Genomic DNA, 23,083 nt, shown 5'->3' with positions numbered 1-23,083 from the left:
AGCAACATAAGTAGTTCCTAAAGGGGGACGCGGTCATGAGTTACAACCAGCCGGGACCGTACGGCGGCGGGCAGCCGCAGCAGCCCGGGCCCTACGGAGGTCCGCCTCCGCAGCAGCCGAACCCGTACGGCCAGCCTGCCCCGCAGCCCGGCTACGGATACCCGCAGCAGCCGCCCCCGCCGGGCGCCCCCCAGGGGTACCCGCAGCAGCCCGGCTACCCCCAGCAGCCCCCGCAGCAGCCGGGCTACGGCTACCCGCAGCAGCCGGGGATCCCGCCCCAGCAGCCGCCGTACGGCGGGATGCCGCAGCAGCCGCCTTACGGTGGGACGCCGCCGAAGAAGTCCAAGGCCGGCGTGATCGTCCTGGCGGTCGTCCTGGTGGCGGCCATCGCGGGCGGCGGCTGGTACTTCCTGGGCAGCGGCGGCGCGGGCGCGGTGTCGGACGACACCAAGGGCTACAAGCTGGTCGCCCCGGCGAACGTGGACGACTTCAAGCAGAACCCGAAGTACCAGCAGAGGCCGTTCACCGACGAGAGCCGCAAGGAGCTCGAGGCGGCGGGCGTCAAGAACCCCACCCAGGTGGGCATGGGCTATCAGGGTGGTGACCCGACCAACCCGCTGGCGGGCAAGACGGTCGACTTCCAGGGCTTCTACGGCGAGATCGCCGACCCGGAGAAGACCGTGGACGGATACTTCGCCCAGGCCAAGCTGGGCGCCGCCAAGGGCAGCGCGGACGTGGAGGCCGAACTCGTCGGCAGCCCCAAGGAGATCAACCCCGCCGGTTTCAAGGGCGCGGTCATGAAGTGCCAGGACCTCAAGCTCAAGCTCAAGAAGTCCACGACGCCCGGGCCGAAGGAACTCACCGCCCCGCTGTGCATCTGGGCCGACTACAGCACCCTCGCCGTTGTCAGCGCGATCGACAACGGCGCGGTGCTGACGGGCAAGACGGGCTACACGCTGGAACAGAACGCCGACTTCGCGGCGAAGCTCTACAAGACCGCACGCGTCAAGAAGTGAACCGCACGCGTCCCACGACGTGAGAAAGGGGGCGCCCCGGCCGGCCGGCCGGGGCGCCCCCTTTTCACAACTGCGTTGCCGCTACGCCGACTTCTCGTGCGGGCCCTGGTCCTTCGGGACGATCCGCGGGACCAGCGTCGGGTTGACGTTGGAGCGGACGACATCCGCGGTGATGACCACGCGGGCCACGTCCTTGCGGGACGGGACCTCGTACATCACCGACATCAGGACCTCTTCCATGATGGCGCGCAGACCTCGCGCGCCCGTCTGGCGGAGGATGGCCTGGTCGGCGATGGCCTCCAGCGCCTCGCGCTCGAAGTCCAGCTCGACACCGTCGAGTTCGAACAGCCGCTGGTACTGCTTCACCAGGGCGTTGCGCGGCTCGATCAGGATCTGGAGCAGGGCCTCGCGGTCCAGGTTGTGCACGGAGGTCAGCACGGGCAGACGGCCGATGAACTCGGGGATCATCCCGAACTTGACCAGGTCCTCCGGCATGACCTCGTGGAACTGGTCACTCGCCTCGATCTCGCGCTTCGAGCGGATCGTCGCCCCGAAGCCGATGCCCTTGGCGCCCGCGCGCGACTCGATGATCTTCTCCAGACCCGAGAACGCGCCACCCACGATGAACAGGACGTTCGTCGTGTCGATCTGGATGAACTCCTGGTGCGGGTGCTTGCGCCCGCCCTGCGGCGGGACGGAGGCCGTCGTGCCTTCCAGGATCTTCAGGAGGGCCTGCTGCACGCCCTCCCCGCTCACATCACGGGTGATCGACGGGTTCTCGCTCTTGCGGGCGACCTTGTCGATCTCGTCGATGTAGATGATCCCGGTCTCGGCCTTCTTGACGTCGTAGTCGGCCGCCTGGATCAGCTTGAGCAGGATGTTCTCGACGTCTTCGCCGACGTAGCCGGCCTCCGTCAGCGCCGTCGCGTCGGCGATGGCGAACGGAACGTTGAGCATGCGGGCCAGCGTCTGCGCCAGCAGCGTCTTGCCGGAACCCGTGGGGCCCAGCAGCAGGATGTTGGACTTCGCGAGCTCGATCGCGTCGTCCCGGCCCTGCGCGCCGCCGTTCTCGCCGGCCTGGACCCGCTTGTAGTGGTTGTAGACCGCGACGGAGAGCGCCTTCTTCGCCGGCTCCTGGCCGACGACGTAGCTCTCCAGGAACTCGTAGATCTCGCGCGGCTTGGGGAGTTCCTCCCACCGGACCTCGGAGGTCTCCGCGAGTTCCTCTTCGATGATCTCGTTGCAGAGGTCGATGCACTCGTCGCAGATGTACACACCGGGTCCTGCGATGAGCTTCTTCACCTGCTTCTGGCTCTTTCCGCAGAACGAGCACTTGAGCAGGTCGCCGCCGTCACCGATGCGTGCCACGAGGTGCTTCCCCTTCGCCTGGGAGACGCCTGGTTCAGCGCTCCTGGTGCCTCATATCCGACGGTACCTTGCCGGGGGCCCCCTGCGGGGCCCCCTTGACGTGGTTCACATCGCCTCGTCCGGCGACACGCCCACGCCAACTGGCGGCAAGGATCAGACCGCGTTGCTCTTGCGGGTGGAAACGATCTGGTCGATCAGGCCGTACGCCAGCGCGTCCTCGGCCGTCAGGATCTTGTCGCGCTCGATGTCGTCGCGGATCTTCTCCAGCGGCGTCGTCGAGTGCTTGGCCAGCATGGTCTCCAGCTGGTCGCGCATGCGCAGGATCTCGTTGGCCGCGATCTCCAGGTCGGAGAGCTGCTCGCGACCGGTGCCGCCGGAGGGCTGGTGGATCAGCACACGGGCGTTCGGGAGGGCCATGCGCTTGCCGGGGCTGCCGGCGGCGAGCAGGACCGCGGCGGCGGAGGCCGCCTGGCCCATGCAGACCGTCTGGATGTCCGGCTTCACGAACTGCATGGTGTCGTAGATCGCGGTCAGCGCGGTGAAGGAGCCACCGGGGCTGTTGATGTAGATCGAGATGTCGCGGTCCGGGTCCATCGACTCCAGGCACAGCAGCTGCGCCATCACGTCGTTGGCGGAGGCGTCGTCGATCTGCACGCCGAGGAAGATCACGCGCTCCTCGAAGAGCTTCGCGTACGGGTCGTACTCGCGCACGCCCTGCGAGGTGCGCTCGACGAAGCGCGGGATGACGTAGCGGTTGTCCACCTGAGCGCCGGTGTAAAGGCCGCTCGCGGGAGAGAGGTTGTTCATGTGCATCTGGGTGTTCACCATCCTGGTGGCGTTCTGCGGGCTGTCGACTGGGGACTGACGGTGCTTGCCGGGGGTCAGGCCCCGGTGCCGCCGCCGCCCGGAACGTTGGACGCGGCCGAGATGATCTCGTCGATGAGGCCGTACTCCTTGGCCTCCTCGGAGGTGAACCAGCGGTCGCGGTCGCCGTCGCGGATGATCGCCTCGACAGTCTGGCCCGAGTGGAACGCCGTGATCTCGGCCATGCGCTGCTTGGTGCGCAGCAGGTACTGGGCCTGGATCTTGATGTCGGACGCGGTGCCACCGATGCCGGCGGAACCCTGGTGCATCAGGATGTCGGTGTTCGGCAGGGCGAAGCGCTTGCCCTTGGCGCCGCCGGTCAGCAGGAACTGGCCCATGGAGGCCGCCATGCCCATGCCGATGGTGACGACGTCGTTGGGGATGTACTGCATGGTGTCGTAGACCGCCATGCCGGCCGTCACCGAGCCGCCGGGGCTGTTGATGTACAGGAAGATGTCCTTCTCCGGCTCGGCGGCCAGGAGCAGGAGCTGCGCCGTGATCTTGTTCGCGATGTCGTCGTCTACCTGCTGGCCGAGGAAGATGATGCGCTCGCCGAGCAGCCGGTTGTAGACATGGTCGCCGAGGCCGCCACCGATGGACGGCTCACCCGCGGCGTAAGGCTTCAGATTCGTCACGTATCCACCTGCTCGTCTCCGACGGCCACATGCCGTCTCAGCGTCTCGTTCTGGGGCGCGGACCAACCGGTACGGACGACGTCCGCCGGCTTCGGGTACTCCCGTGCCCTCGTATTCATGGACCCTAACGCGCAGGTGGGACAACGCCATCCCGCTTCCCGAACTGTTCGCTCGGAGCGCAAGGTCGGGGCTCTCGCCAGGAAGCGCGGAAGGGCCCGCACGCTGCTGCGTCCGGGCCCTTCAGGGCATGTTTCACGCCATGCTCGACGGGCTCCGCGCGAGGCGTCGCCCGAGGTGTTACTTCGCCTCGTCGGCCTTGGTCTCGTCGGCCTTGGTCTCGTCGGCGTCCGCGTCGGCCTCGACGACCTCGGCGTTCGCCTCGGCGGCGGCCTCGTCCTCGTCCTCGTCGGACAGGTCGACGACCTCACCGTTGGTGTCGGTGACCTTGGCCTTCTCGACGACGACCGCGAGGGCCTTGCCGCGAGCGACCTCGCCGACCAGCATCGGAACCTGGCCACCCTCGACGACCGCCTGGGCGAACTGGTCGGGGGACATGCCGGAGGACTGCGCGCGGCGCATGAGGTGCTCGGTGAGCTCCTCCTGGGTCACGCCCAGCTTCTCCTTGTTGACCAGGGCGTCCAGCAGGAACTGGGTCTTGATGCCCTTGACGGCCTGCTCGCCGGTCTCGGCCTCGAACTCCTCGACCGTCTTGCCCTGGATCTCCAGGAACTTCTCGATGGTCAGACCCATCTGGCCGAGCTGGTGGTGCTCCAGGTTGTGCTTGCGGGTCTGGACCTCGTCCGCGAGCAGCTTCTCGGGAACGGGGATCTCCGCGAGCTCCAGGAACTTCTCCAGGACGCGCTCCTGGGCCTGGGTGGCCTGGTCGTACTGCTTCTGGCTCTCCAGGCGGGTACGGCTGTCCGCCTTGAGCTCGTCGAGGGTGTCGAACTCGCTCGCCATCTGCGCGAACTCGTCGTCCAGCTCCGGCAGCTCACGGGCGGAGACCTTGGTGACCTTGACGGTGACCTCGGCGTCCTTGCCCTCGGCGGAGCCGCCCTTCAGCTGGGAGGTGAAGGTGGCCTCGCCACCGGCCTCCAGGCCCTTGACGGCCTCGTCGATGCCTTCGAGAAGCTCGCCCGAGCCGATGGTGTAGGAGACGTCCTGGGCGACGCCGTCCTCGAGGACCTCGCCGTCGACCTTGGCCTCAAGGTCGATGGTGACGACGTCGCCGTCCTCGGCCGCGCGCTCGACGTCCTTGGTGGACGCGAAGCGACCGCGCAGCTGCTCGACGGCCGTCTCGACCTCTTCATCGGAGACGTCGATCGCGTCGACCTCGACCTCGATGCCCGCGTAGTCCGGGATCTCGATCTCGGGGCGGACGTCCACCTCGGCGGTGAAGGACAGCAGCTCGCCGTCCTTCAGCTCCTTGATGTCGACCTCGGGCTGGCCCAGCGGGTTCAGGTCGGCCTCGTTGACGGCCTCGGTGTAGAACTTCGGGAGGGCGTCGTTGACGGCCTCCTCCAGCACCGCACCGCGGCCGAAGCGCTGGTCGATGACGCGGGCCGGGATCTTGCCCTTGCGGAAGCCCTTCACCGTGACCTGCTGGTTGATCTTCTTGTAGGCCGCGTCGAGGCTGTCCTTGAGCTCCTCGAAGGGCACCTCAACAGTGAGCCGAACCCGAGTCGGGTTCAGGGTCTCCACGGCGCTCTTCACGGTTCGGTCTCCTTGTGGCTGACTGCTGGGGGTTCTGCCGTCGCGCTGTGATTCAGCGGTTCAGCGGATTCGGCCCGGCATCAGACACACGGGCACGCAGCTTGCATAGTAACCGCAAGCGGCAATCAGCCCACAACGCGATCATCGTGCGGGTACGGCTGGCTGGTCGGGGTGGCCGGATTCGAACCGACGACCTTCCGCTCCCAAAGCGGACGCGCTACCAAGCTGCGCCACACCCCGTCGGTGCGACACGTAGGGTACATGCCCGGAGACCCTCCGACACGCGCGTTTTCCGCAGCGGCGCCCGCGCGCGTGGTCGCGGACACGACCGGGACACGACGCGGACACGCCCCCGGGCACGACACCGCCCCGGAAAGCGGTGTGCGATCCCCCGCCGCGACCCGCTAGGATGCTGTCCGTGCCGCGGTCCCCGGACCTGCGTCGCACGTCTTGCGGGTGTAGCTCAATGGTAGAGCCCTAGTCTTCCAAACTAGCTACGCGGGTTCGATTCCCGTCACCCGCTCTGTAGCGAAAAGGGCCAGGTCAGAGGATGCTTCCTCGACCTGGCCCTGATGCGTTTCCGGGGCGGCGATCAGCTCTCCGTGTCCCCTGTGTGCCCCTTCCGCTGTGGATCTTCCCGCGTGCCCCGCACGTCCTTCTTCTTGCTCTTGCGGCTCTTCTTCACGAGCCCGCTCAACGCGTCGGCGATCAGCCGGTCCCGATCGGCACTGGCGTGTTGGTAGATCAGCGCGGCGCGGGCGGTGCTGTGGCCCATACGCGTCATCAGCTCCCGCGTGCTGGCACCCGTCGACGCGGCGAGCGTGTTGCCCGTGTGCCGAAGGTCATGGAAGTGCAGCCCCTTGATGCCCGCCTCACCACAGGCCTTGTGCCACAGCCGGTTGAAGTGGTTCCGGCGCGGGGTCGCCCCCTTGGCCCCGATGAAGACGCGGCCGTCGGCGCCGGCCTCGGCGTACCGCTTCAGATGCTCGTGGAGGTCCGGGAGGATCACGCCGGGAATGGAGACAGTCCTCTTGCCCGCGGCACTCTTCGGCGCCTTGATCTCCCGCTGTCCGTTGCTCAGCTCGGCCACGGACCGGCGGACCCGCACGGTCCGGTGCTCCAGGTCCACGTCCCGCCGGCTGAGCCCGATCAGCTCGCCCCAGCGCAGCCCGAGGAATCCGGCCATGAGTACGAGGGCCCGGTAGCGGGGCTGAATCGCCTCGGCCAGCGCGTAGACCTCTTTGACCGTCGCGGTCGGCCGTTCCGGGGTGTGCACGGAGCTGGCGCCCTTGACCTGGCAGGGGTTCCGCCGGATCAGCTCGTCCGACAGCGCCGTCCCCAGAATGGCCCGGAGCAGGGCGTAGGACTTGGCGACCGTGGTGGGGCCGGTGCCGGCGGCGAGCTTGTCGGCACGCCAGCTGCGGACGAGGGGCGGCGTGATCTCCGCCAGGTTGACGGCGCCGAGGGCCGGCTCCAGGTGGTGCTTGAGGAGCGAGACGTACAGCTGCCGCGTGGTGCTGGTCAGCTCGCGCTCCTTGATCCAGGCGACGGCGTACGGCCCGAAGGGGACCTTGCCGGCATCCGGGTCGCGCCAGTCGCCCCGGCGCATCTCGGTCTGCGTGTCGGCGAGCCAGTCGTCCGCGTCCTTCTTCGTACGGAACGTCTCCGGCGCGGGACGGAGCTCCCCGTCCGGTCCGAGGTATCGGGCCTGGTACCGGCCAGACGGCAGCTTGCGGACCCGGCCGAACTGGCGGCGCTTCCCGGCCATCAGGCAGCCATCCCCAAACGGCGACGGCGACGCGGCTCGACGGTGTTCGCGGTGATGTACGCCTGGACGGCGCTTTCCGGGATGCGAACGTGGCGGCCGACCTTCACGTAGGTGATCCGCCGCTCCTCGACGAGGCGCCGTGGGAACCGCACCGTGGTGCCGAGCAGTTCGGCGACCTGGACGACGCTGAGGAAACGCTCATTCATGCTGCTCTCCTTGCAGGGCTTCGCGGGCGGTCTGGCGGTTCAGCTGAATGTCCCGGGCGATGCCGGCGGCGAGTACCGACTCCCCCGGGCTGTGTCCGTGGCCGGCGTACTGCCAGGAGGCGAGGACGAGCACGGTGTCCGGCTCGACGTCGTCCAGGCCGCGGGCTTTGCGTTCCTGGGCGGCGCGGTAGTCGGCGCGGGTCTGGCGGAGGGCGCCGAGGGTGGTGGAGTACTGGCGGGACTTGGTGGAGAAGTGGCCGCGGAAGCCGAGCATGTGCGACCAGGCGGCGAGGCGGCGGTCCGGGTACAGCGGGTCCAGGTCGAGGCAGGCCCCGATCAGGCGCGCGGTGTGGTCGGGGACGTCGAGGAGGACGAGGGCTTCGCGGTTGCCGATGCGGCGGTCGAGGGAGCCGGTGTTCTCTGCCGCCTTCGTCGCGTACTTGGCCACGTACGAGGCGACCGCCTGCTCTGTGATGTCGGAGCCGTCGCCGAAGGCCTTGATGGGGCGTACGTCGAGCTGCGTGCCCCAGCGGAACGTACGGGCGGGCTGGTCGGCGGCGGCCGGGACGGACACCGAGGTGTAGGCGTGGGCGACGGCCGCGCGGATCGAGCGGTCGAGGAGTTCGGTGCTGGCCCAGGAGGGCGGCGGGCTGGTCGGGCCGGCGGGTCCGTCGATGCGGATGACGGCGTGGAAGTGAATGGCGCCGCGCTTCTGGAATTCGGCGACCTTGCCGTAGGAGATCCGGGCTTCCTCCTTCAGTTCGCGTTGGGTCAGTCCGGCGTACGCGGCGATCTCGCGGCGCAGGCGGGTCGTGAAGCGCTGCCAGAGCTGGCCGACGTGGTTGTTGAAGAGGACGGCGGCGGCGTAGTCGTAGCTGGCCGGGTCGAGGGCGGTGCCCAGTTCGGCGGCGTCCTCCTGATGGTGCTGGTCGCAGCGGCAGGGGCGACCGGCGCGGAGGTTGTGGACCGGGCCGAAGGACGGGGCGGTGAAGGTGGTGAAGACGCGCGGGTGTTCGCGGACGGTGGCGGGGATGTCGCGGCGGTCGTCTCCGGCGAGTCCGGCGCGGATCAGGTGGTAGGTGTCGCCGGAGTACGTCCAGGCACAGGCGGGGCAGCGGGAGGCGCGGCGGTTGCCGCAGGCGATGCGGAGGCGGGCGCCGGGTTCTTCGGCGGTGGAGTAGCGGTGCAGGGTTTCGCCGGTGGTCTTGTCCTTGGCGACGGTCCAGCCGGTGATGTGGATGGGGTCGGAGCAGCCGCCGGTGCGGCGGATCTGGTCTACCCAGCGGGCGTATCCGGGAGCCCCGGCCACCGTCAGCATGTCGCCAAGGAGGCCGGGATCCAGGTCCGCGACGGTCGCGCGGTTCGTCACGCGCTCACCGCCACAGCCGGGGCGAACACCGTGAAGACCTTCAGAGTGATCCGGCCGAGTGGTGCAGTGAAGTGGAGTTTCCTCTCGCCCCCGAGGTCGGCGAGCTGCACGTCGTCGACTTCCGTGTGCGTGGCCAGACGCCAGGCTTCGATGTCGGCAGGGCTGTCGAGAAGGACGCTTGCTTCGGTGGGGCTGATCTGGCTGGTGGTGATGTAGGCGCCTGGCAGTGTCGGGTGGAGCTCCGCCAACTGCGCAAAGACCAGGAACGCGGCGGTCTGTGCGGTCAGCGGGTTCGTCATGTCGTTGTTCGGCAGCATGGCGGTCACCGTCCGGCCGAAGTGATGACGAAGCGGAGGGCAAGGCGCTTGCCGGTGCCGTGGCAGGCCGGGCAGTGTGCGGTGATCGTGCGGAGGCGGCCGGAGCGGTCGCGGCCGCCGAAGGTGATGGCAACGGAGGAGTGGCCGGCGCAGTTCACGCAGAGCTGTCCCCGAGCGTTCTGAGTCATGATTGTGGTTCCTTCCGGATCTGTTGGTTCGGGTAGGAGCGCGGCGCCGGGACGGCGGAAACTTGGCGGTTGAGGCCGTCCCGGGGCCGGTCAACGGCTCTTGAACTCCTGGCGCAGGGCGCGGACGAGGAAGAGCAGGACGACGGCGCTGACGGACAGGGCGACCGCGGTGACGGCGACGGCCAGGAGCAGCGAGACCGCTACGGAGGCCAGAGCGAGGACTCCGGCGACTCCGCCGGCGGCGAGGGCGAGCGCGGTACCGGGCGAGTTCTGGACCAGGCCACCGAGGGCGGTCGGAACCTTGGCGGGAACCGGGGCCGGCGCGGGCATCTCGTACTCGGTGGGTGCCGGGGTGGGGCGCATGGTCGCCGGGGTGTACGTGTCGGGGCTGGGGTACTTGGGCTTGAACACGGCTGTTCTCCTTCCGGGGCGGGTTACTTGTTGATCGCGGTGTCGATGGCGGGGGCGAGGAAGCTGTCCGCGAGGAGGAAGCCGCCGAGGAGGATCACGGCGACGAGCCACCAGGGCGGGCGGATGAGCTTCACGCCGAGGACTCCGACGGCGAGGAGGGCGAACCAGAGCGGTACGTCCATGGCGGTGGCCTTTCGGGTCAGCTGACGCGGCAGCGGTGGGAGCGGGCGGCGAGCTGGGCGGCGGTCGAGGAGCTGTAGTCGGAGGACCAGCCGCAGGCGTCGGTGGTGCACACGGCGGAGTCCTTGGTGCGGCCGCGTCGATCGCGGTAGGTGCCGATCTGAACGGGGCCGATCTTCATCAGTGAGCGGAAGTTGATCCGGGCGGGCATCGGGTCTCCTCAGGCGAGCTGGGCGGCGATGGCCTCAGCCATCGGGGACGGGACGCCGAGGCGGGCGCGCAGGGTGTCGGTGTCGATGTCCGAGCCGGTGCGGGTGCGGTGATCGGCGGCGATCTTCTTGGCGTGGGCGACGAGGGCGGGCGGAGCGGTGACCGCGGGTGCGGGTACCGGGGCCGGAGCGGGGAGGGCGGGAGCCGGGGCGGCCTGTATGCCGGGTTCTGTCTCCCGCTCGACCACGGGCCGGGGCTCCGGGGCGGGCTCCGGGTCGTTGGGCGGCGTAGGCCGGTGAACCAGGAGGGTGCCGCCAAGGAAGGCAAGCGCGGGCCATCCGGCGACGAGGATCCGGAGCCAGTCCGGGACGTCGCCCAGGTCGAGGAGGCCGGCGGTCGCGACGTTCGCGCCGAGCGAGGCCGCCAAGGCGACGGCGAACCAGGACCAGGCCGAGCGTGAGGGCTCCCCCGCTTCCCGCAGGGTGCGCAGGCGGTGCCAGGAGGCGACGAGGAGCAGGTCCACGCTGATCGGGTATGCCCAGGCCTTCCAGCCGTGCTGTCCTGCGGCTTCGGCGAGGTCGTGGAGGTGGGCGAAGGAGAGGGCTCCGGCGATGACGGCCTGCACGAGGACGGCGTCCGGGCGGACCAGGCGGGTCATGGTCTTCACCTCGTTTCAGGCATGGGTGGGGTAGGGATGTGGCGCGAGAGGCCGCGCCGACCGGGTGGGCCACGTGCTTAGAAGGCACCTGCTGTAGCGCTCTTCGGCTGGACCTTGCCGACGAGGACGCGCACCGGGAGCGCGGGCCGGAAGCGCTCCAGCTCCGGGATGCTCGGGGTCCGGTGCGCGTGGGCGTTGCAGGTGTCGACGGCCTGGCGGAGCGTGGTGTGCGGGGCCCGAATGCGGGACCAGCCACCGGAGGAGTCACCAGCCACCGCCGTGCCGGGGCGGTCCTTGCCGATCTGGACGGCGGCGAGGACGGCGTCCGGGGAGATGTCCCCGAAGGCCATGTTCGCCGAGGTCTCGTCGTTGACGCGGTGGGCGGTGCGGCCGGTGAGCTGGGCGCGGAGCATGGTGATGCCCTTGCCGAGTTCGGAGCCGAAGCGCTGGCCGCAGATCTCCAGGTAGATGCCGGCGGCGCGGCCGAGCTGGGCGAGGCGGACGAGATCGGTGATGATCTGGTCCCGCCGCGCTTCGTCGGCCTTGACCGCGGCGAGGGCAAGCTCCGCGACTTCGTCCACCAGGAGCACGACGGGTACGGGACGGAGGTGCGCGGGAAGGTCCCAGATATCGGCAGTGATCTCCGCATCGGGCAGCCCGACACTGATGCGCTGTTCGGCCCGGATGACTTCGTAGACGCGGCCCATGTACTGGACGAGTGCGGCCAGCAGCTCAGCCGCTTCGACGGGGTTGTCGGCAAGGGCGGTGAACCGGGCAGCCAGCGGCGAGAGTTCGACGCCGTTCTTGCAGTCGATGCCGACCAAGGCGACGTTCCGCGGGGCGAGCCCGGCGACAAGCGTGCGCTGGTAGACGGATTTCCCGGACTGAGTCGCGCCGACGTTCAGAGCGTGCGGGACTTGCCGGTAGTCGCGGTGGTGAACCTCCCCGTCCTCCCGCAGAGCCACCGGCACCCGGAGTACCCCGTCGGGGACGGCGGCCGGCATGCGCACCCGCTTGAGTACGTCGTATCCGGTCATCCGCAGCTCTACGACGCCGGAGCGGATCTCTCGCGACACGACGTTGTGGAGGGCGAAGGAGTGTCGTAGCCGGTCAGAGGAGGCTGAGAAGTCGAACGCGTCCTGTCCGGGCCGGAGTTTCAGCCGTAGGACCAGGCCGGTCGAGGTGGGCCGCAGCCGCAGAATCCGCGGCGAGCGGTCGTCGGGGGCGGGGCGGTTGGTGACCCGGGCGAGCGTCAGTCGCCAGCGGGCGGGCGGGACGGTGAGCCCGCAGGCGTCCATCACCGAGCGGTAGCGGATGAGGACGCGGATCGTCGCCAAGGTGACCCCGAAGGTCAACCAGTACCAGGTGGGCCGCAGCCAGCGCAGGACGAGCGCGACGGCCAGGACCACCAGCAGCGTGACCCATAAGGCGTTCACGCTCAGCCCTCCTTGACCAGCGAGGTGACGGCGACGGCGCGGAAGCTGATTCCGTGGCGCTTCTGGCCGTTGAACTCGTTCTCCCACGGGCGGGCCACCAGACCGGTCAGCGCGACCGAGGTCCCCATCACCAGGTCACCCGTGAGGCCCGGGGCCGGGACCACGATGGACAGGACTTCTGCCTCGCCGTTCGCGGCGAAGAGCACGTCCACCGTCATCATCTGGGCGCCCGTCTCGACATCGGTGGCGATCTCACCGGTACGGCGGTCCTTGATCTTCGCGGTCGGGGGCTGGGCCACCATCACCAGGGCGGCGGAGGTGTCGACGGGAATCTGACGCACAGCAGATCACTCCTCTATAGAGGCTGAACTCCGTCACTCCTGTATAGGAGTGACATGAAGAAGAGTGCCTGACTCCTATACATGAGTCAACCCGCCGCGGAGAGAAACTCGCGGCGGGCTGTGGGGAGTTGAGCGGGCGTCAGTCGCGCGCGGGGATCCGGTACTCGAAGACGAACTGGTCAGCGGCCATGAGGGTGTCGCAGACCTCCACCACTCGGCCTTCCTCCGTGACGGCGTCGCGGAGCAGGTGCACCACCGGGGCACCGGGACTCAGAGACAGCTCGGTCGCCTCAGCCTTGGCGGCCGGCCGGGCCTGGAGGGTCTCCACGTACTCGGCGAAGACGTGACCGTGGTCCTCCAGCCGCGCGTAGATCCCGCCGGGACCGGGGTTCTCGGCGAACAGCTCCGGGATGTCCTTCACGACGTCCCAGGGCAGGTACGAGGTAGCCGTCTCCACCGGCGTCCCGTTCCGGAAGTACAGCCGCCGCCGGGCCAGCACCTGAGTCCCCGCGGTGACCGCGAGCCGCTCCGCGATCTCCTCCGGCGCCTCCATGGGTCCGATGAAGAGCACGCTCACCTTGGCTTCGGCGCCGGATTGGGCGGACTCGGCGAGGTACGCGGCCCTGCCCTCCTGCCGGTGGGTGCGCCGGAAGCGGTCCGAGGACCGGTGCCGTACCGGCGGCCGGGCCTTCACCAGCGAGCCCTTACCGTGCCGCGTCTCCACCAGGCCGCTCGCGCGAACCTCCACCATGGCCTTGCGGATCGTCCCGCCGGCCACGCCGTAGCGCTCCACCAGCTCCGACTCACTCGGCACCATGTCGCCGGGAGCCAGCACCCCGGCGCGGATCTGCTGGACGATGTCGTCGGCGATCTGCACGTACCGAGGTACGGCCCTGCCACCTCCTACTGCGGTTCCCATAGCCCTTCTCTTCCTCCTATGCTCCTGTACATGAGTACGGGCTCCCCACAGCACAAGTCAACGCCACTGCACTCCGTGTCCGTGGCCGGGGCAGTGCTGCGCGAGGACGGCCGACTCCTGGCGATCCGTCGGGCGGACAACGGGACTTGGGAACTGCCGGGTGGAGTCCTCGAACTCACGGAGTCCCCGGAGGCCGGCGTGCGGCGCGAGGTCCTGGAGGAGACGGGCATCCACGTCGAGGTGGACGAGCTGACCGGGGTCTACAAGAACACCACCCGAGGCATCGTCGCCCTGGTCTTCCGGTGCAAGCCGTCGGGCGGAACCGAGCGCACGTCGGATGAATCGACCGCGGTCGCGTGGCTCACGCCGGAGGAGGTGTCCGAGCAGATGTCCGAGGTCTACGCGATCCGCCTGCTGGACGCCCTAGACGACGCAGGCCCCCACGTCCGCAGCCACAACGGCCGCCAGCTAACCACAAGCACGTACTGAAAGAGACGCTCATGCCCGCGGACATCGCTCTGCACTTTGACCGTGTCCGCACCCGAGGGGACCACAAAGACCTCCGACTACGCATCGGCCCTCACCAGCACCGATGCGATTCGTACTACCTCGCGATCGATGAATCGGCGACTGCCCCAGGCGGCCTGGGTGCGCGGCTCGCTCGGCTGCTGGAGCAGTGGGGTGCACAGATCATCGGGCTCAAAGATGCAGGCGGCACCGCCTACCTGCCGTACGACTTCTCGGATCAGTGCACGGCCTGGCTACGAGTGTCATCCGCAGACGGACAGACTGCCCAGGTCGAGGCTGGATGGAGCCTGATCGAGGCCTGGGGGATCGAGCCCTCCAACTACCTGGCCACAGCGGCCAAAGTAGCGGACTTCGACCCGATCGCCAGTGCCCGCATCGAGTGCACGCTTACCGAACTGGCAGCGCACATCAACGCCAACCGGGCCGCCCTCGCAGCCACGGGGCCATAGCGCGGTAAGAGTTTCCCTACTTCATCAAGGGCGCTTCCGCCGCCAAGGCGGCGTCGCGCGCCCGTCGCCCCGGGCCTGCGCTCCTGTCTGCGCCCCGCTCCCGCCCGGGACGCCGACCGCGCGCCAATGACTAAGAACTTGATGGGCAGGACGAGCCCGGCCTGATCGGTGAGCCGCCCGTCAAGACGATGCCTCCGGCGGGGGCGCTCTGACTCTGGGATGCGGGGGCCAGTCGTGCGCCCGCGGCTCCGTTGTGGTTGGGGTTGGGGGCTGTCATCCCGCCTGCCGTCGTCCCAGGGCAAGCCGTAGCAGACCAGCCGCCAGGGGCCCAGGTCGTTCGTCCAGCGGGGCGCTCCACCTGGGCCCCTGACGACTGCCCCGCTACCACTACGTGTGGGACGACGGCAGACGGGATGACAGCACGGCGCGCTGCGGCGCACCTGCCGAGGACGCGTCGCGAACCCACGCAGGTCCACACCAAGCCCGGATCGTGAATCCATGGTTCCAGTTGCATCAAATGCCAGGTGACACGCCCGCGCAACGAAGATACTCGTCACATGAATGCGCGCATGCTGATCATCACGGGTGTCACAGCCACTGGTTTTGCAGCGGCGGGGTTGCTGTACTACTTCAATCGTGTGGGACTGGATCAAGCTGACAAGACTGCCAGCGTCCTTGGAGTCTTTTTGGCATTGGCCGGGCTAGTCTTGACGGCATACGGAATTTTCGAATCCAGGAATCCAGCGACTGCCGAACCCAACCAGTCGGTTTCCGGGTCGACTATCTCTGGCACCAATATTCAGATTGGCAGGACAGGCGGATCAGTTCGCGTACACAACTCCCACCAAAACACACCTCCTCACCCGCCCGCTCCGATCGCACCGGAAGCATCTGCAGCGAGCGGGGACCATTCCGGCCAGTCCGTACAAGGTTCGCAAATCTCTGGCATGAACCTACAAATCGGAACAGCTACTGGTGAGGTCGAAGTCAATGAATAGACCAAATGCCGATAGCGCAAATCTGTGGGTTTCAAATTCGCAGATCACAGGCCCAAACGTACAAATCGGCTTCGCTAGCGGCGATGTCAACGTGACCATTCAAACCGGAGATCAACTAGATACGTACCCCCGCACATACGTCGCAGATCAGCTGATACGAGAGTCCAGCAAAAGGCGCGAAATGCTTCGGCGGATTCCGGGGCTAAGTGACGAGCAAGTTGCCATCAGCCATAAGTTTGACCTGAACTACACACAGAATATGTTCACAATTGAACCAGGCTCGGTACTAGGACTGACGGCCCCCATGGGGACGGGTAAATCCGAGATGGCTAACCGATGGCTCTCGGAACAGTGTCAGCAGTTCGCTGAGGATGAAAGCCACCCCATCCCTCTATGGATTAACGCTAGGAACGTATCGTCCGACCTGGAGTCATGGGTAGCAGCCAGGGTTTCTCCTTCCACTCTGCCGAATGTCGGAGTGTGCCTTGTCCTAGATGGAGTAGACGAGGTATCGAAATCAGCGCAGCTTATCGAGGAAAGTGAAATACTTGCGACGCGGTGGCCAAAATCGAGAATCTTGATTACTGGACGCCCAGGGTCATTTCCGGAGCATTTGGAATGCATTACTCTAAGCCCATGGTCAGAAGAGTCGGCATTTGAAATGATAAGGGAGGTGACAGGTTCGAAGCATCTCTATCGCAGCACACTACCGCCCCAGGTCGCAGACGCCATTACGCGCCCTTTGTTTGCCCTGCTGGTAGCAAGCGCCTATGGCAATGATACAACGATCCCCGCTAAACCCATCGCCCTTATTGAACAATGTGCCAGAAGATCGCTTGAGCGAGGCACAACAACAGCAAGACAATCCTTTCCGATCTTGCGGAGAATCGCTGTCGCTTCAGTCAATAATGATGGAAGCGCACCTCTTGCCGCAGTTGGCGGTGAGGCCATCAGGCACCACCTCCGCGACTCTCGACTAGTCACAATTGCCGGGCTCAACGTCTCCTTCACTCTCAGCCTTTTTGAACAATGGTTCGCAGCCGATGCTTTGCTCCAAGGTGAGATTGAAATTTCAGAAGTCCTCTGCAATATAGGCTCTTTTGGCAGGTGGAGATATGCACTCGCGCTAGCAATCCAGACCGGCAGCAGGGCGCAGGTGGATGAAATGATGTGCCGCATGGTGGAGTGGAACCCAGGAGCCGCCTCGTGGGTTATTAAGGAAGCAATCAGGCAGCCATTTCACGGCGGCACAAGTGAGGAACTCCCTGGCTGGAAGGAGATTGCCAATCGCCTCCATCGTGCAATGACGAGCTGGCGCGCCGGCCTCGGCGAGTTGGCATCTGCTGCCACTCCCGGTTCCTTCGGCCAACCGGCCAACCAATTGCAGTTGAATCTAGCGGTCGAAGAAAATGGAAAACGGTTCATCTACACCTGGAAGAGTCGAGGAAATGGGCCAGCAGTAACCTATCTCTCGGATCCGAAGAGCTTGGTAGAGGCGGGAATTGGAGTCGGCTCATCGCCCGCAGCAATCGGAGAGAATTGGGTTTGGCCCTGGCTGCTCGATGGCATGCAGGATCGACTAAAGTATTGGCTGCCCAAGCTTCTACCCATGAAGGCCCCCTCTGGAGGCGTAGTGGAGAACGAGTATATGTGGGCAGTGATCTACGCTCTGTCTCAGCGGCGTTCCTGGCTACGGTCCGACCCTGTAAACATTACAGATCTCCGCAACACCATAAAGGAAATGCGCGCTCAAGCATCCCAGCACGGCAAGGTTGAAGACTATTCATTCCAACGTGGGGGATCCAGGGTAATTAGCCGACTCGATCTTGTCTTGGTAAGTGAATGGCTAGATCGACAAGATGGTTCGACCCTGACTCCCCCGTGGCCATCCAAAGATATCGAAAATCCTGCATCAGGATGGGTTTGGGGATTCTACACCCCGGAACGCCTGCTAGAGCTAACAGAGTTCACTTTCGAGAGAGCACTAAAAGCGTACACTGAAATTGCAGAGACATTTTTCGGTAGCTTCGGGTACACGCTGAACCACGCATCTCTACTCCCCGGAACCCTGAAAGGGTGCCTTCGTATTTACGAGGGCGAGTCTTTCGGTAGCGGCCCAACACTCGAATACTACTTCGTCCCCAATTTTGACACCGAAACACCTGAGAGTCGAGTAGATTTTCTCATCGACCGCTCGGACAACTGGAGAATTTCAGATCAATACAGCCAGCATTCCCGCTACATGAAGAGGTATTATATCGACAACCCCGACAGGGCTCCATTTTCAAAATACGGATGGACGCATACCGCACTTGACGTATGGCGAACCAGGCCCGCGACCAACATTGCTTACAAATGGCTCTGCGGCGATCTATCATCGTTGGGTTGGGGCTCAGGAATTCCCGGTGATCTCGAATAGCTGGAACTTCCAGGTCCCTATTCCAGCAAAAGCGTGCTCCGCATTCATTTGCCGGTAGCCCTCACCCTCGCATAGTGAAGCCCCCAGAGAGGTCTACTGGGGGCTTCAATTTCGTTAGGCGTCAAGCTGGAGGGAACTTCAGTACGTTCCTAGCGGTGGAGAAGGCTGGTGGTCGCTAGACGGTGGCCCCGGCTAGCTGCTACTCGTACCGCGTCCCTCAGGGCTCCGGTCAAGTCCGTTACTAGGAGGCGGAGTTCGTCCGGGTCCACGTGCTCGTCCGATAGGACTTCGCAAGCGTGGTCCAGGAGTTCCGAACCCAATCCGAGTTGCACCGCTTCAGTGTTGTCAGCGAGGCGGGACAGATAGCCGGCATTGTCGTCGGCGCTCAGGAAGCAGTTTTTGCCGTCGGGGCCCGACCACGGGAGGAGTCGCAGTTCGTTGTGGGGTGTCATTGTTCCGCCCTGCTGGCTTCGGTCATGTGGTGTGTGGTGAAGACGGCATCGGCGTGATCGCCGGGGAGGGCGAGGATGGCCGCCTCGACCACGCGGCCGGCGGTGTCGGTTGCCACGCGGGTGATCGAGAGGACGGCCAGGGTTGAGCCGATGCGAAGGGTCGTCGCTTCGTCTGGAGTGGGGAGGCGGGTGCTCACCGTTTCCTGGACCACGGCCAGCGGTGGGCGCAGGTATGCCAGTCGTGCGGCTAACAGGCCTTCCGGGACGTCGGCCGGCGCCAGGTCTCGCGGTATGTAGATGCGAGCCAGGCTGTGCGGTGTCTTCCCCTCGTGGGTGAGGCACAGGAATTCCGTCAGGGGACTTCGGGGCGAGACCCGGAGGAGGGCGGTCAGGTGACCGTGCGCTCCCAGGTTGGTGGTGCGGATGGTGGTGTGGAGCTCCCCCTCGGCCGCGGTCAATGCGCACGGCGTGGATCCGCCGCCGACGTACCTGGCCCTGCGGAGCGGGTGGCGGACGAAGTTGCCGCTGCCGTGGATCTTCTCTACGAGGCCTTCGGCCTGGAGGAGCGCGAGGGCGTTCCGCAGGGTGGGTGTGCTGACCGCGTAGCGGGCGGCTAGTTGGGCTTCGGAGGGGAGTCGTTCGCCGGCCTTCAAGCGGCCCGTCGAGATCTGATTCCGGAGGTCGTCCGCGATGGCCTGTCGGCGGGACGATGCGGGTTGGGTCACCAGTTCCTCCGCATCCGGAGGGCGATGAAGCGGGTTCGGGCGTGCATCGTCAGCAGTTCGCCCGACTCGAAGCAGAGCCGCTTGGCGCTGGCGGGGAGTTGGATCAGGTCGATGACGCGGCACGGTTGGCCGCCGATTTGGATCACGTCGCCGCGCTGGACGGTGGCTGAGGTGATCTCGACGTTCGTGGCGACAGCGCCGCTGGGTGTCCATCCCTTCACGGGGTCACCCGCCGCAGCTGGGAGCCGTTGTCCGTGTCGTGGCAGAGGCAGTCGCAGGCCTCGTAGGTCACAGGCACACCGATCGGGGCCGTGGCCGGGGACGACTGCGCGCAATCGCTGTGAGTGCCGATCGCGCACGAGCTCGACCGGTAGGGGGTGGCGTTTGCACCGACCGGTAATGCCGGCCGGAGGGGGTGCCCACTGGTGCGGGCGGTGGTGGGGATCGTACGGTTCGACATGCTGATCAGCTCCTATTGCTGATGGCCAGGTCCCCGGACGTCGCCCGTCGCGGGGACCGCTCTGCGTACAGCGGCCCAGAGAGTGCGGCCGGTCAGGCTGCTGGCGAGGAGACCGAACCGGTCAGCCTCCGCGACTACTTGCAGGACCTCCCGCCACGATTCGGCGGGCAGCGATTCCGGTACCTCCGATTCGATCGACGTGTAGCGAGCGTGCTCCTCCACTCGCGTGGTCAGCCCCAAGGCGGACAGTCGGGAGGCGATGTCCTCGGCCCCGGCTTTCGAAGCGGGCACAGAGGACCTCCGTCGCCGAGTGAACACGTTGAGTGAAGCTAGTTAACTAGATTAGAGCTAGTGGACTAGATTTTCTACATGCCTGAGCAGCCGCCTTATCTCCGTATCGCCGACGTACTGCGGCAGCGGATCGCGGAGCACGAGTGGAGCGCTGGTGACCGGCTGCCTTCGCGAGCGCAGATCGCCGAGGAGTGTGGGGTCGGCGAGAACGTCGTTCGTCGAGCGCAGGAGCTCTTGATCTCCCAGGGTGTGCTGGAGGGGCGTGCGGGTTCGGGGACGTACGTAACGGAGCCACGGGAGCGCGTGCGGGTTGTCCGGTCGTCAGCTCGTGAGCAGCCGGGTGGCTCGCCGTTCCGTGCGGACATGCAGGCCTTGGGCAGGCAGGGGAACTGGGAGAGCCGGACCGAGGCGAAGGTTCCCGCGCCGGCCGAGATTGCCGCGCGTCTCGGGATCGCGGTCGGGGAGCCGTGCGTGCGCACGGTGTACGAGTTCCTTGCCGATGGCAGGCCAGTGCAGTTGTCGACGAGCTGGGAGCCGTACGAGCTCACCGCCGGCACGCTGGTTGTCCTGCCCGAGGGTGGGCCGCACGCCGGCGTTGGCGTCGTGAACCGGATGGCCGTCATTGGGATCACGGTCGGCCACGCCGTGGAGCAGCCGGAGCCGCGGCACGCGACCGCCGAGGAGGCGTCGCTTCTGGGGATCCAGAAGGCCGCCCTCGTTACGCACATCCGGCGGACGTACTACAGCGACCAGGGGCAGCCCGTGGAGACCGCGGACATCGTCATCCCTGCCGCGTTGTGCGAGGTCGTCTATGAGATCCCTGTGGGCCGCTAGCCCGCCTCCGCGGCATCCCGAGCACCTGACGAGCGCACGAGAGGGCAACACGCTGTGGACGCGGAGCGAAAGGCTCGGATATCGGACTTGGCAGTGGCGGCGCAGCCCGTCTGGGACGAGGGCCGCGACGGTGGGGTTCTACAGACTTTCCTGAAGGAGATCGGCTGTGACGGCGTGGACGCGGTCATGGTGACCAGGCAGGTGGTCGGGTGCAGCCTCGGCGAGGCTCAGCAGATGTTCGTCACGGCCCCCTGCCGCGCCGCCGAGCTCGCCTTCCACAATGCGTTCGTGGAAGGCCTTGAGCGGGCTCAGGACGACGTCTGACCCGGCCGACCGAACTCCTGCCGGGGAGGGTGCTCATCGGGCCGGTGCCCGCCGATGCAGGCCACCAGTGCGCTCCCGTCTTCGGTGAGGAAGAGCATGAAAACCCGTGACCTGTCGACGGATGTGATCTTCCCTAGGCGGAGCGGCTGGTCACGCTCACGAAACAGTTGCACCGCTCGTTCCAGGCCCAGGGTCTCTATCCCCCTTCGCCGCAACGACCCACGTCGGTTTGCATACCTACGAGCTTGGGTCTCGGAGGACAAGGTTCCGTCCTCCCACACGACGAAGTCGTCGCCCTCGGCAAGGGCGGCCAGCGCAGCCTTCGACGCTTCGTCGTCGCCAACCAGCAGCTGCAGCAACTGGTCCCGTTCCATGGCCACCCCCTGTGGCATCCTGCGACGCGACAGGGACGTACCGCAACCGCGTATGCCGCTCGGCCGCTGCTATCCCCTGAGGCCTGGCGGCCGTGCCCCCTGCGTGCCCGAACAGACGGGCTTCTGCGGGGAGCCTCGGGGAATGTCGGCTAACTGGGCGGGGGCGTGCAGGTCAGGGGCTTGGCTGGTGAGGGGTTGGGGGCGTACGCGATCTTCCAAACTAGCTACGCGGGTTCGATTCCCGTCACCCGCTCTCAACGGCTCAGGGCCAGGTCAGAGGATGTTTCCTCGACCTGGCCCTGATGCGTTCCCGGGGAGCGGGGCTCGGTATCCACGGCGCCGGCCAGGATGTACGAGGTCTCCTTCAGCGCACACTGGTCGGCGCGGGCGGGCGTGACCATCAAAGTCACCCTCCCGGCGGCAGGATGGGGCCATGCCACCCACCGATCTGTCCCGCCTGCGGTTGCCGCGCGCGTGCCGCGACGCTCTTGCCCGGCCGCGGCCGGAGCGGATCGACGGCCACACCATTGCCATCGCCCCCGACTGGTGGAACACCGCGATGGCCGTAGCTCGCCTGCCTGGTGCTCCGGTGACCGGACCGGATGTCGCCCAGCTCAGTCGCGGCGACTTGTTCACGGACGCGGCCAACCTCGATACGAGTTCCGAAACGGAACTGCTCCGGTTTCTCTGGCGAGTCCTCGCCTGGGGCAGCGGCATGAAGCTCCGCCTCAACCGCAAGCGCATCCGAGCCGTGGCGGACAACCGGTCCTCCGCCGTGGCGGCTCTACGCCGGGCTCTGTGGGCAGCCCGCGAGGATCCCGCGAAGGCGTACGAGGCTCTGCGTCCAGGAGGGCGCAACGCAATCGCGTACCTGGGCCCGGCGTTCTCGACCAAGGTCCTGTACTTCGCCGGCGGCGGCGCTCTCGATCACCCGTGCGCGATCCTGGACTCTCGGGTGGCCACCACGCTCAGGAACAACTGCGGATGGGATTCGCTCGGTAGAGGCGAATGGCCCATCAACACCTGCGCCCGGTACTCCGCGCTCCTGGACCGATGGGCCCGGGAGGAGAGCGGCCGCCTCGGGCGCCGTGTCGGTGTCGATGAGATCGAACGATGGCTGTTCCGGCCCACGAGATAGATCCCCGTCGGTCGATGGCCCACCCCCGGCACCATCCCGAGCACCTGGCGAGCGCAAGAGAGGGCAACCCACTGTGGACGCGGAGCGAATGGCCCGGATAGCAGGCCTGGCCGTGACGGCGCAGCCCGTCTGGGATGAGAGTCACGACGGTGGGGCTCTACAGGATTTCCTGAAGGAGATCCGCTGTGACGGCGTCGACGCGGTCATGGTGACGATGCGGGTGGTCGGATGCGACCTCGGCGAGGCGCAGAGGATGTTCTTGACCGCACCCTGCCGGGCCGCGGAGCTTTTCCTTCCACAATTCGGTCATGGAGGGTCTGGAGCAGTCCCAGGGCGATGTCCGACCCGCCGAGCGAACCGCTATTGGGGTGGGCGCCGCTCGGGTCGCCGTAGGCCGATGCAGGCCACCAGCGCGCCACCGTCTTCGGTGAGGAAGAGTTGGAAACTCCATGCGCTGTCGACGGCTGTGATCTTCCCTTTGCGGATCGGCCG

At 66.7% G+C, this 23,083-nt stretch carries 29 protein-coding genes and 2 tRNA genes; 9 read left to right on the top strand and 22 right to left on the bottom strand.

Going from position 1 to position 23,083, the window contains the following annotated elements; genetic code table 11:
• Positions 1-35 precede the first annotated feature (35 nt).
• On the top strand, positions 36-1,016 hold the full coding sequence (locus tag ACIRO3_RS10360; RefSeq protein WP_404134664.1) for a hypothetical protein: 981 nt from the start codon (positions 36-38) through the stop codon (positions 1,014-1,016).
• An 81-nt stretch (positions 1,017-1,097) separates the two neighbouring features.
• On the opposite strand, the gene clpX is transcribed toward ACIRO3_RS10360, so the two are convergent.
• The 5 genes from clpX to ACIRO3_RS10335 form a co-directional block, all read right to left on the bottom strand.
• A complete protein-coding gene (gene clpX / locus ACIRO3_RS10355; protein WP_053674927.1) occupies positions 1,098-2,384 on the bottom strand; it encodes an ATP-dependent Clp protease ATP-binding subunit ClpX in 1,287 nt (428 codons plus the stop codon).
• 153 nt (positions 2,385-2,537) lie between these two features.
• Complete coding sequence (locus ACIRO3_RS10350) at positions 2,538-3,212, bottom strand: ATP-dependent Clp protease proteolytic subunit (protein ID WP_053674925.1); 675 nt, start codon at positions 3,210-3,212, stop codon at positions 2,538-2,540.
• Between the two features lie 53 nt (positions 3,213-3,265).
• Positions 3,266-3,883: an ATP-dependent Clp protease proteolytic subunit gene (locus tag ACIRO3_RS10345; protein ID WP_053674923.1), complete on the bottom strand. Its 618-nt coding sequence runs from the start codon at positions 3,881-3,883 to the stop codon at positions 3,266-3,268.
• 297 nt (positions 3,884-4,180) lie between these two features.
• Complete coding sequence (gene tig, locus ACIRO3_RS10340; protein WP_361774278.1) at positions 4,181-5,596, bottom strand: trigger factor; 1,416 nt, start codon at positions 5,594-5,596, stop codon at positions 4,181-4,183.
• Positions 5,597-5,759: 163 nt separating this feature from the next.
• Positions 5,760-5,836 (bottom strand) — tRNA-Pro (locus ACIRO3_RS10335).
• A gap of 212 nt (positions 5,837-6,048) precedes the next feature.
• Between ACIRO3_RS10335 and ACIRO3_RS10330 the strand changes: the two genes are divergently transcribed.
• Positions 6,049-6,119, top strand: a tRNA-Gly gene (locus tag ACIRO3_RS10330).
• Positions 6,120-6,188: 69 nt separating this feature from the next.
• On the opposite strand, the gene ACIRO3_RS10325 is transcribed toward ACIRO3_RS10330, so the two are convergent.
• From ACIRO3_RS10325 to ACIRO3_RS10270, 12 genes are all read right to left on the bottom strand, one after another.
• The gene (locus tag ACIRO3_RS10325; RefSeq protein WP_404134658.1) at positions 6,189-7,364 is read right to left on the bottom strand and encodes a tyrosine-type recombinase/integrase; all 1,176 of its coding nucleotides are present in this window, start codon (positions 7,362-7,364) and stop codon (positions 6,189-6,191) included.
• A complete protein-coding gene (locus ACIRO3_RS10320) occupies positions 7,364-7,570 on the bottom strand; it encodes an excisionase family DNA-binding protein (protein ID WP_404134655.1) in 207 nt (68 codons plus the stop codon). Before ACIRO3_RS10320 ends, ACIRO3_RS10325 begins: the two co-directional genes overlap by 1 nt.
• Complete coding sequence (gene repSA / locus ACIRO3_RS10315) at positions 7,563-8,939, bottom strand: replication initiator protein RepSA (protein WP_404134652.1); 1,377 nt, start codon at positions 8,937-8,939, stop codon at positions 7,563-7,565. Before repSA ends, ACIRO3_RS10320 begins: the two co-directional genes overlap by 8 nt.
• Positions 8,936-9,256, bottom strand: a complete 321-nt coding sequence (locus tag ACIRO3_RS10310; protein ID WP_404134649.1) for a hypothetical protein — start codon at positions 9,254-9,256, stop codon at positions 8,936-8,938. The genes repSA and ACIRO3_RS10310 overlap by 4 nt, the downstream gene beginning before the upstream one ends.
• 5 nt (positions 9,257-9,261) lie before the next feature.
• Complete coding sequence (locus ACIRO3_RS10305; protein WP_404134646.1) at positions 9,262-9,444, bottom strand: hypothetical protein; 183 nt, start codon at positions 9,442-9,444, stop codon at positions 9,262-9,264.
• Positions 9,445-9,534: 90 nt separating this feature from the next.
• The gene (locus ACIRO3_RS10300; RefSeq protein WP_404134643.1) at positions 9,535-9,855 is read right to left on the bottom strand and encodes a hypothetical protein; all 321 of its coding nucleotides are present in this window, start codon (positions 9,853-9,855) and stop codon (positions 9,535-9,537) included.
• Positions 9,856-9,878: 23 nt separating this feature from the next.
• Entirely contained in the window at positions 9,879-10,037 is a 159-nt protein-coding gene (locus ACIRO3_RS10295) for a hypothetical protein (RefSeq protein WP_107084747.1), read from the bottom strand.
• A gap of 17 nt (positions 10,038-10,054) precedes the next feature.
• Complete coding sequence (locus tag ACIRO3_RS10290; protein ID WP_404134639.1) at positions 10,055-10,246, bottom strand: mobile element transfer protein; 192 nt, start codon at positions 10,244-10,246, stop codon at positions 10,055-10,057.
• 9 nt (positions 10,247-10,255) lie between these two features.
• Positions 10,256-10,903, bottom strand: coding sequence for a DUF2637 domain-containing protein (locus ACIRO3_RS10285; protein ID WP_404134636.1), 648 nt, complete (start codon positions 10,901-10,903; stop codon positions 10,256-10,258).
• Positions 10,904-10,980: 77 nt separating this feature from the next.
• Positions 10,981-12,339 carry an FtsK/SpoIIIE domain-containing protein gene (locus tag ACIRO3_RS10280; RefSeq protein ID WP_404134633.1) on the bottom strand — a complete coding sequence of 453 codons (1,359 nt, stop codon included), beginning with the start codon at positions 12,337-12,339 and terminating at the stop codon, positions 10,981-10,983.
• 2 nt (positions 12,340-12,341) lie between these two features.
• Positions 12,342-12,680 carry a hypothetical protein gene (locus ACIRO3_RS10275; RefSeq protein WP_404134630.1) on the bottom strand — a complete coding sequence of 113 codons (339 nt, stop codon included), beginning with the start codon at positions 12,678-12,680 and terminating at the stop codon, positions 12,342-12,344.
• A 139-nt stretch (positions 12,681-12,819) separates the two neighbouring features.
• The gene (locus ACIRO3_RS10270; protein WP_383909653.1) at positions 12,820-13,599 is read right to left on the bottom strand and encodes a GntR family transcriptional regulator; all 780 of its coding nucleotides are present in this window, start codon (positions 13,597-13,599) and stop codon (positions 12,820-12,822) included.
• 18 nt (positions 13,600-13,617) lie between these two features.
• Between ACIRO3_RS10270 and ACIRO3_RS10265 the strand changes: the two genes are divergently transcribed.
• The 4 genes from ACIRO3_RS10265 to ACIRO3_RS10250 all read left to right on the top strand — a co-directional run bounded on the left by ACIRO3_RS10265 (position 13,618) and on the right by ACIRO3_RS10250 (position 17,993).
• Positions 13,618-14,088: an NUDIX hydrolase gene (locus ACIRO3_RS10265; protein ID WP_404134626.1), complete on the top strand. Its 471-nt coding sequence runs from the start codon at positions 13,618-13,620 to the stop codon at positions 14,086-14,088.
• Between the two features lie 11 nt (positions 14,089-14,099).
• Complete coding sequence (locus ACIRO3_RS10260; protein ID WP_404134620.1) at positions 14,100-14,576, top strand: hypothetical protein; 477 nt, start codon at positions 14,100-14,102, stop codon at positions 14,574-14,576.
• Positions 14,577-15,133: 557 nt separating this feature from the next.
• Positions 15,134-15,574: a hypothetical protein gene (locus ACIRO3_RS10255; protein ID WP_404134617.1), complete on the top strand. Its 441-nt coding sequence runs from the start codon at positions 15,134-15,136 to the stop codon at positions 15,572-15,574.
• A 91-nt stretch (positions 15,575-15,665) separates the two neighbouring features.
• Positions 15,666-17,993: an NACHT domain-containing protein gene (locus tag ACIRO3_RS10250; RefSeq protein ID WP_404134615.1), complete on the top strand. Its 2,328-nt coding sequence runs from the start codon at positions 15,666-15,668 to the stop codon at positions 17,991-17,993.
• A 149-nt stretch (positions 17,994-18,142) separates the two neighbouring features.
• Here the strand turns inward: ACIRO3_RS10250 and ACIRO3_RS10245 are convergent, their stop codons facing one another.
• From ACIRO3_RS10245 to ACIRO3_RS10230, 4 genes are all read right to left on the bottom strand, one after another.
• Positions 18,143-18,445: a hypothetical protein gene (locus ACIRO3_RS10245; protein WP_404134612.1), complete on the bottom strand. Its 303-nt coding sequence runs from the start codon at positions 18,443-18,445 to the stop codon at positions 18,143-18,145.
• Positions 18,442-19,170 carry a GntR family transcriptional regulator gene (locus ACIRO3_RS10240; RefSeq protein ID WP_404134610.1) on the bottom strand — a complete coding sequence of 243 codons (729 nt, stop codon included), beginning with the start codon at positions 19,168-19,170 and terminating at the stop codon, positions 18,442-18,444. Before ACIRO3_RS10240 ends, ACIRO3_RS10245 begins: the two co-directional genes overlap by 4 nt.
• The gene (locus ACIRO3_RS10235; RefSeq protein ID WP_267841208.1) at positions 19,167-19,391 is read right to left on the bottom strand and encodes a hypothetical protein; all 225 of its coding nucleotides are present in this window, start codon (positions 19,389-19,391) and stop codon (positions 19,167-19,169) included. The genes ACIRO3_RS10240 and ACIRO3_RS10235 overlap by 4 nt, the downstream gene beginning before the upstream one ends.
• A gap of 251 nt (positions 19,392-19,642) precedes the next feature.
• Entirely contained in the window at positions 19,643-19,921 is a 279-nt protein-coding gene (locus ACIRO3_RS10230) for a hypothetical protein (RefSeq protein ID WP_404134607.1), read from the bottom strand.
• Positions 19,922-19,999: 78 nt separating this feature from the next.
• On the opposite strand from ACIRO3_RS10230, the gene ACIRO3_RS10225 reads away from it, so the two are divergent.
• Positions 20,000-20,755, top strand: a complete 756-nt coding sequence (locus tag ACIRO3_RS10225) for a GntR family transcriptional regulator (protein ID WP_404134604.1) — start codon at positions 20,000-20,002, stop codon at positions 20,753-20,755.
• A gap of 87 nt (positions 20,756-20,842) precedes the next feature.
• The gene (locus ACIRO3_RS10220) at positions 20,843-21,079 is read left to right on the top strand and encodes a hypothetical protein (protein ID WP_404134602.1); all 237 of its coding nucleotides are present in this window, start codon (positions 20,843-20,845) and stop codon (positions 21,077-21,079) included.
• Here ACIRO3_RS10220 and ACIRO3_RS10215 read toward each other — a convergent pair.
• Positions 21,064-21,453, bottom strand: a complete 390-nt coding sequence (locus tag ACIRO3_RS10215; protein ID WP_404134599.1) for a hypothetical protein — start codon at positions 21,451-21,453, stop codon at positions 21,064-21,066. The two genes, ACIRO3_RS10220 and ACIRO3_RS10215, sit on opposite strands and share 16 nt — an antisense overlap.
• 433 nt (positions 21,454-21,886) lie before the next feature.
• Here ACIRO3_RS10215 and ACIRO3_RS10210 point away from each other — a divergent pair, with 433 nt between their 5' ends.
• Positions 21,887-22,591 (top strand): hypothetical protein, encoded by a 705-nt coding sequence (locus ACIRO3_RS10210; protein WP_404134596.1) that lies wholly within the window; start codon positions 21,887-21,889, stop codon positions 22,589-22,591.
• Positions 22,592-23,083: the final 492 nt, after the last annotated feature.

It is taken from the genome of Streptomyces sp. NPDC102278 (assembly GCF_044766345.1).
GTDB lineage: Bacteria > Actinomycetota > Actinomycetes > Streptomycetales > Streptomycetaceae > Streptomyces.
This window is presented reverse-complemented; position numbering and strand designations above follow the sequence as displayed.

Coding starts and splice junctions, on each gene's coding strand:
- ACIRO3_RS10225 (WP_404134604.1), top strand. CDS start 20,000: ATGCCTGAGCAGCCGCCTTATCTCCGTATCGCCGACGTACTGCGGCAG.
- ACIRO3_RS10290 (WP_404134639.1), bottom strand. CDS start 10,246: ATGCCCGCCCGGATCAACTTCCGCTCACTGATGAAGATCGGCCCCGTT.
- ACIRO3_RS10295 (WP_107084747.1), bottom strand. CDS start 10,037: ATGGACGTACCGCTCTGGTTCGCCCTCCTCGCCGTCGGAGTCCTCGGC.
- ACIRO3_RS10350 (WP_053674925.1), bottom strand. CDS start 3,212: ATGGTGAACACCCAGATGCACATGAACAACCTCTCTCCCGCGAGCGGC.
- ACIRO3_RS10270 (WP_383909653.1), bottom strand. CDS start 13,599: ATGGGAACCGCAGTAGGAGGTGGCAGGGCCGTACCTCGGTACGTGCAG.
- ACIRO3_RS10245 (WP_404134612.1), bottom strand. CDS start 18,445: ATGACACCCCACAACGAACTGCGACTCCTCCCGTGGTCGGGCCCCGAC.
- ACIRO3_RS10310 (WP_404134649.1), bottom strand. CDS start 9,256: ATGCTGCCGAACAACGACATGACGAACCCGCTGACCGCACAGACCGCC.
- ACIRO3_RS10285 (WP_404134636.1), bottom strand. CDS start 10,903: ATGACCCGCCTGGTCCGCCCGGACGCCGTCCTCGTGCAGGCCGTCATC.
- ACIRO3_RS10260 (WP_404134620.1), top strand. CDS start 14,100: ATGCCCGCGGACATCGCTCTGCACTTTGACCGTGTCCGCACCCGAGGG.
- ACIRO3_RS10320 (WP_404134655.1), bottom strand. CDS start 7,570: ATGAATGAGCGTTTCCTCAGCGTCGTCCAGGTCGCCGAACTGCTCGGC.
- ACIRO3_RS10265 (WP_404134626.1), top strand. CDS start 13,618: ATGCTCCTGTACATGAGTACGGGCTCCCCACAGCACAAGTCAACGCCA.
- ACIRO3_RS10360 (WP_404134664.1), top strand. CDS start 36: ATGAGTTACAACCAGCCGGGACCGTACGGCGGCGGGCAGCCGCAGCAG.
- ACIRO3_RS10255 (WP_404134617.1), top strand. CDS start 15,134: ATGAATGCGCGCATGCTGATCATCACGGGTGTCACAGCCACTGGTTTT.
- ACIRO3_RS10210 (WP_404134596.1), top strand. CDS start 21,887: ATGCCACCCACCGATCTGTCCCGCCTGCGGTTGCCGCGCGCGTGCCGC.
- ACIRO3_RS10325 (WP_404134658.1), bottom strand. CDS start 7,364: ATGGCCGGGAAGCGCCGCCAGTTCGGCCGGGTCCGCAAGCTGCCGTCT.
- ACIRO3_RS10305 (WP_404134646.1), bottom strand. CDS start 9,444: ATGACTCAGAACGCTCGGGGACAGCTCTGCGTGAACTGCGCCGGCCAC.
- ACIRO3_RS10215 (WP_404134599.1), bottom strand. CDS start 21,453: ATGGAACGGGACCAGTTGCTGCAGCTGCTGGTTGGCGACGACGAAGCG.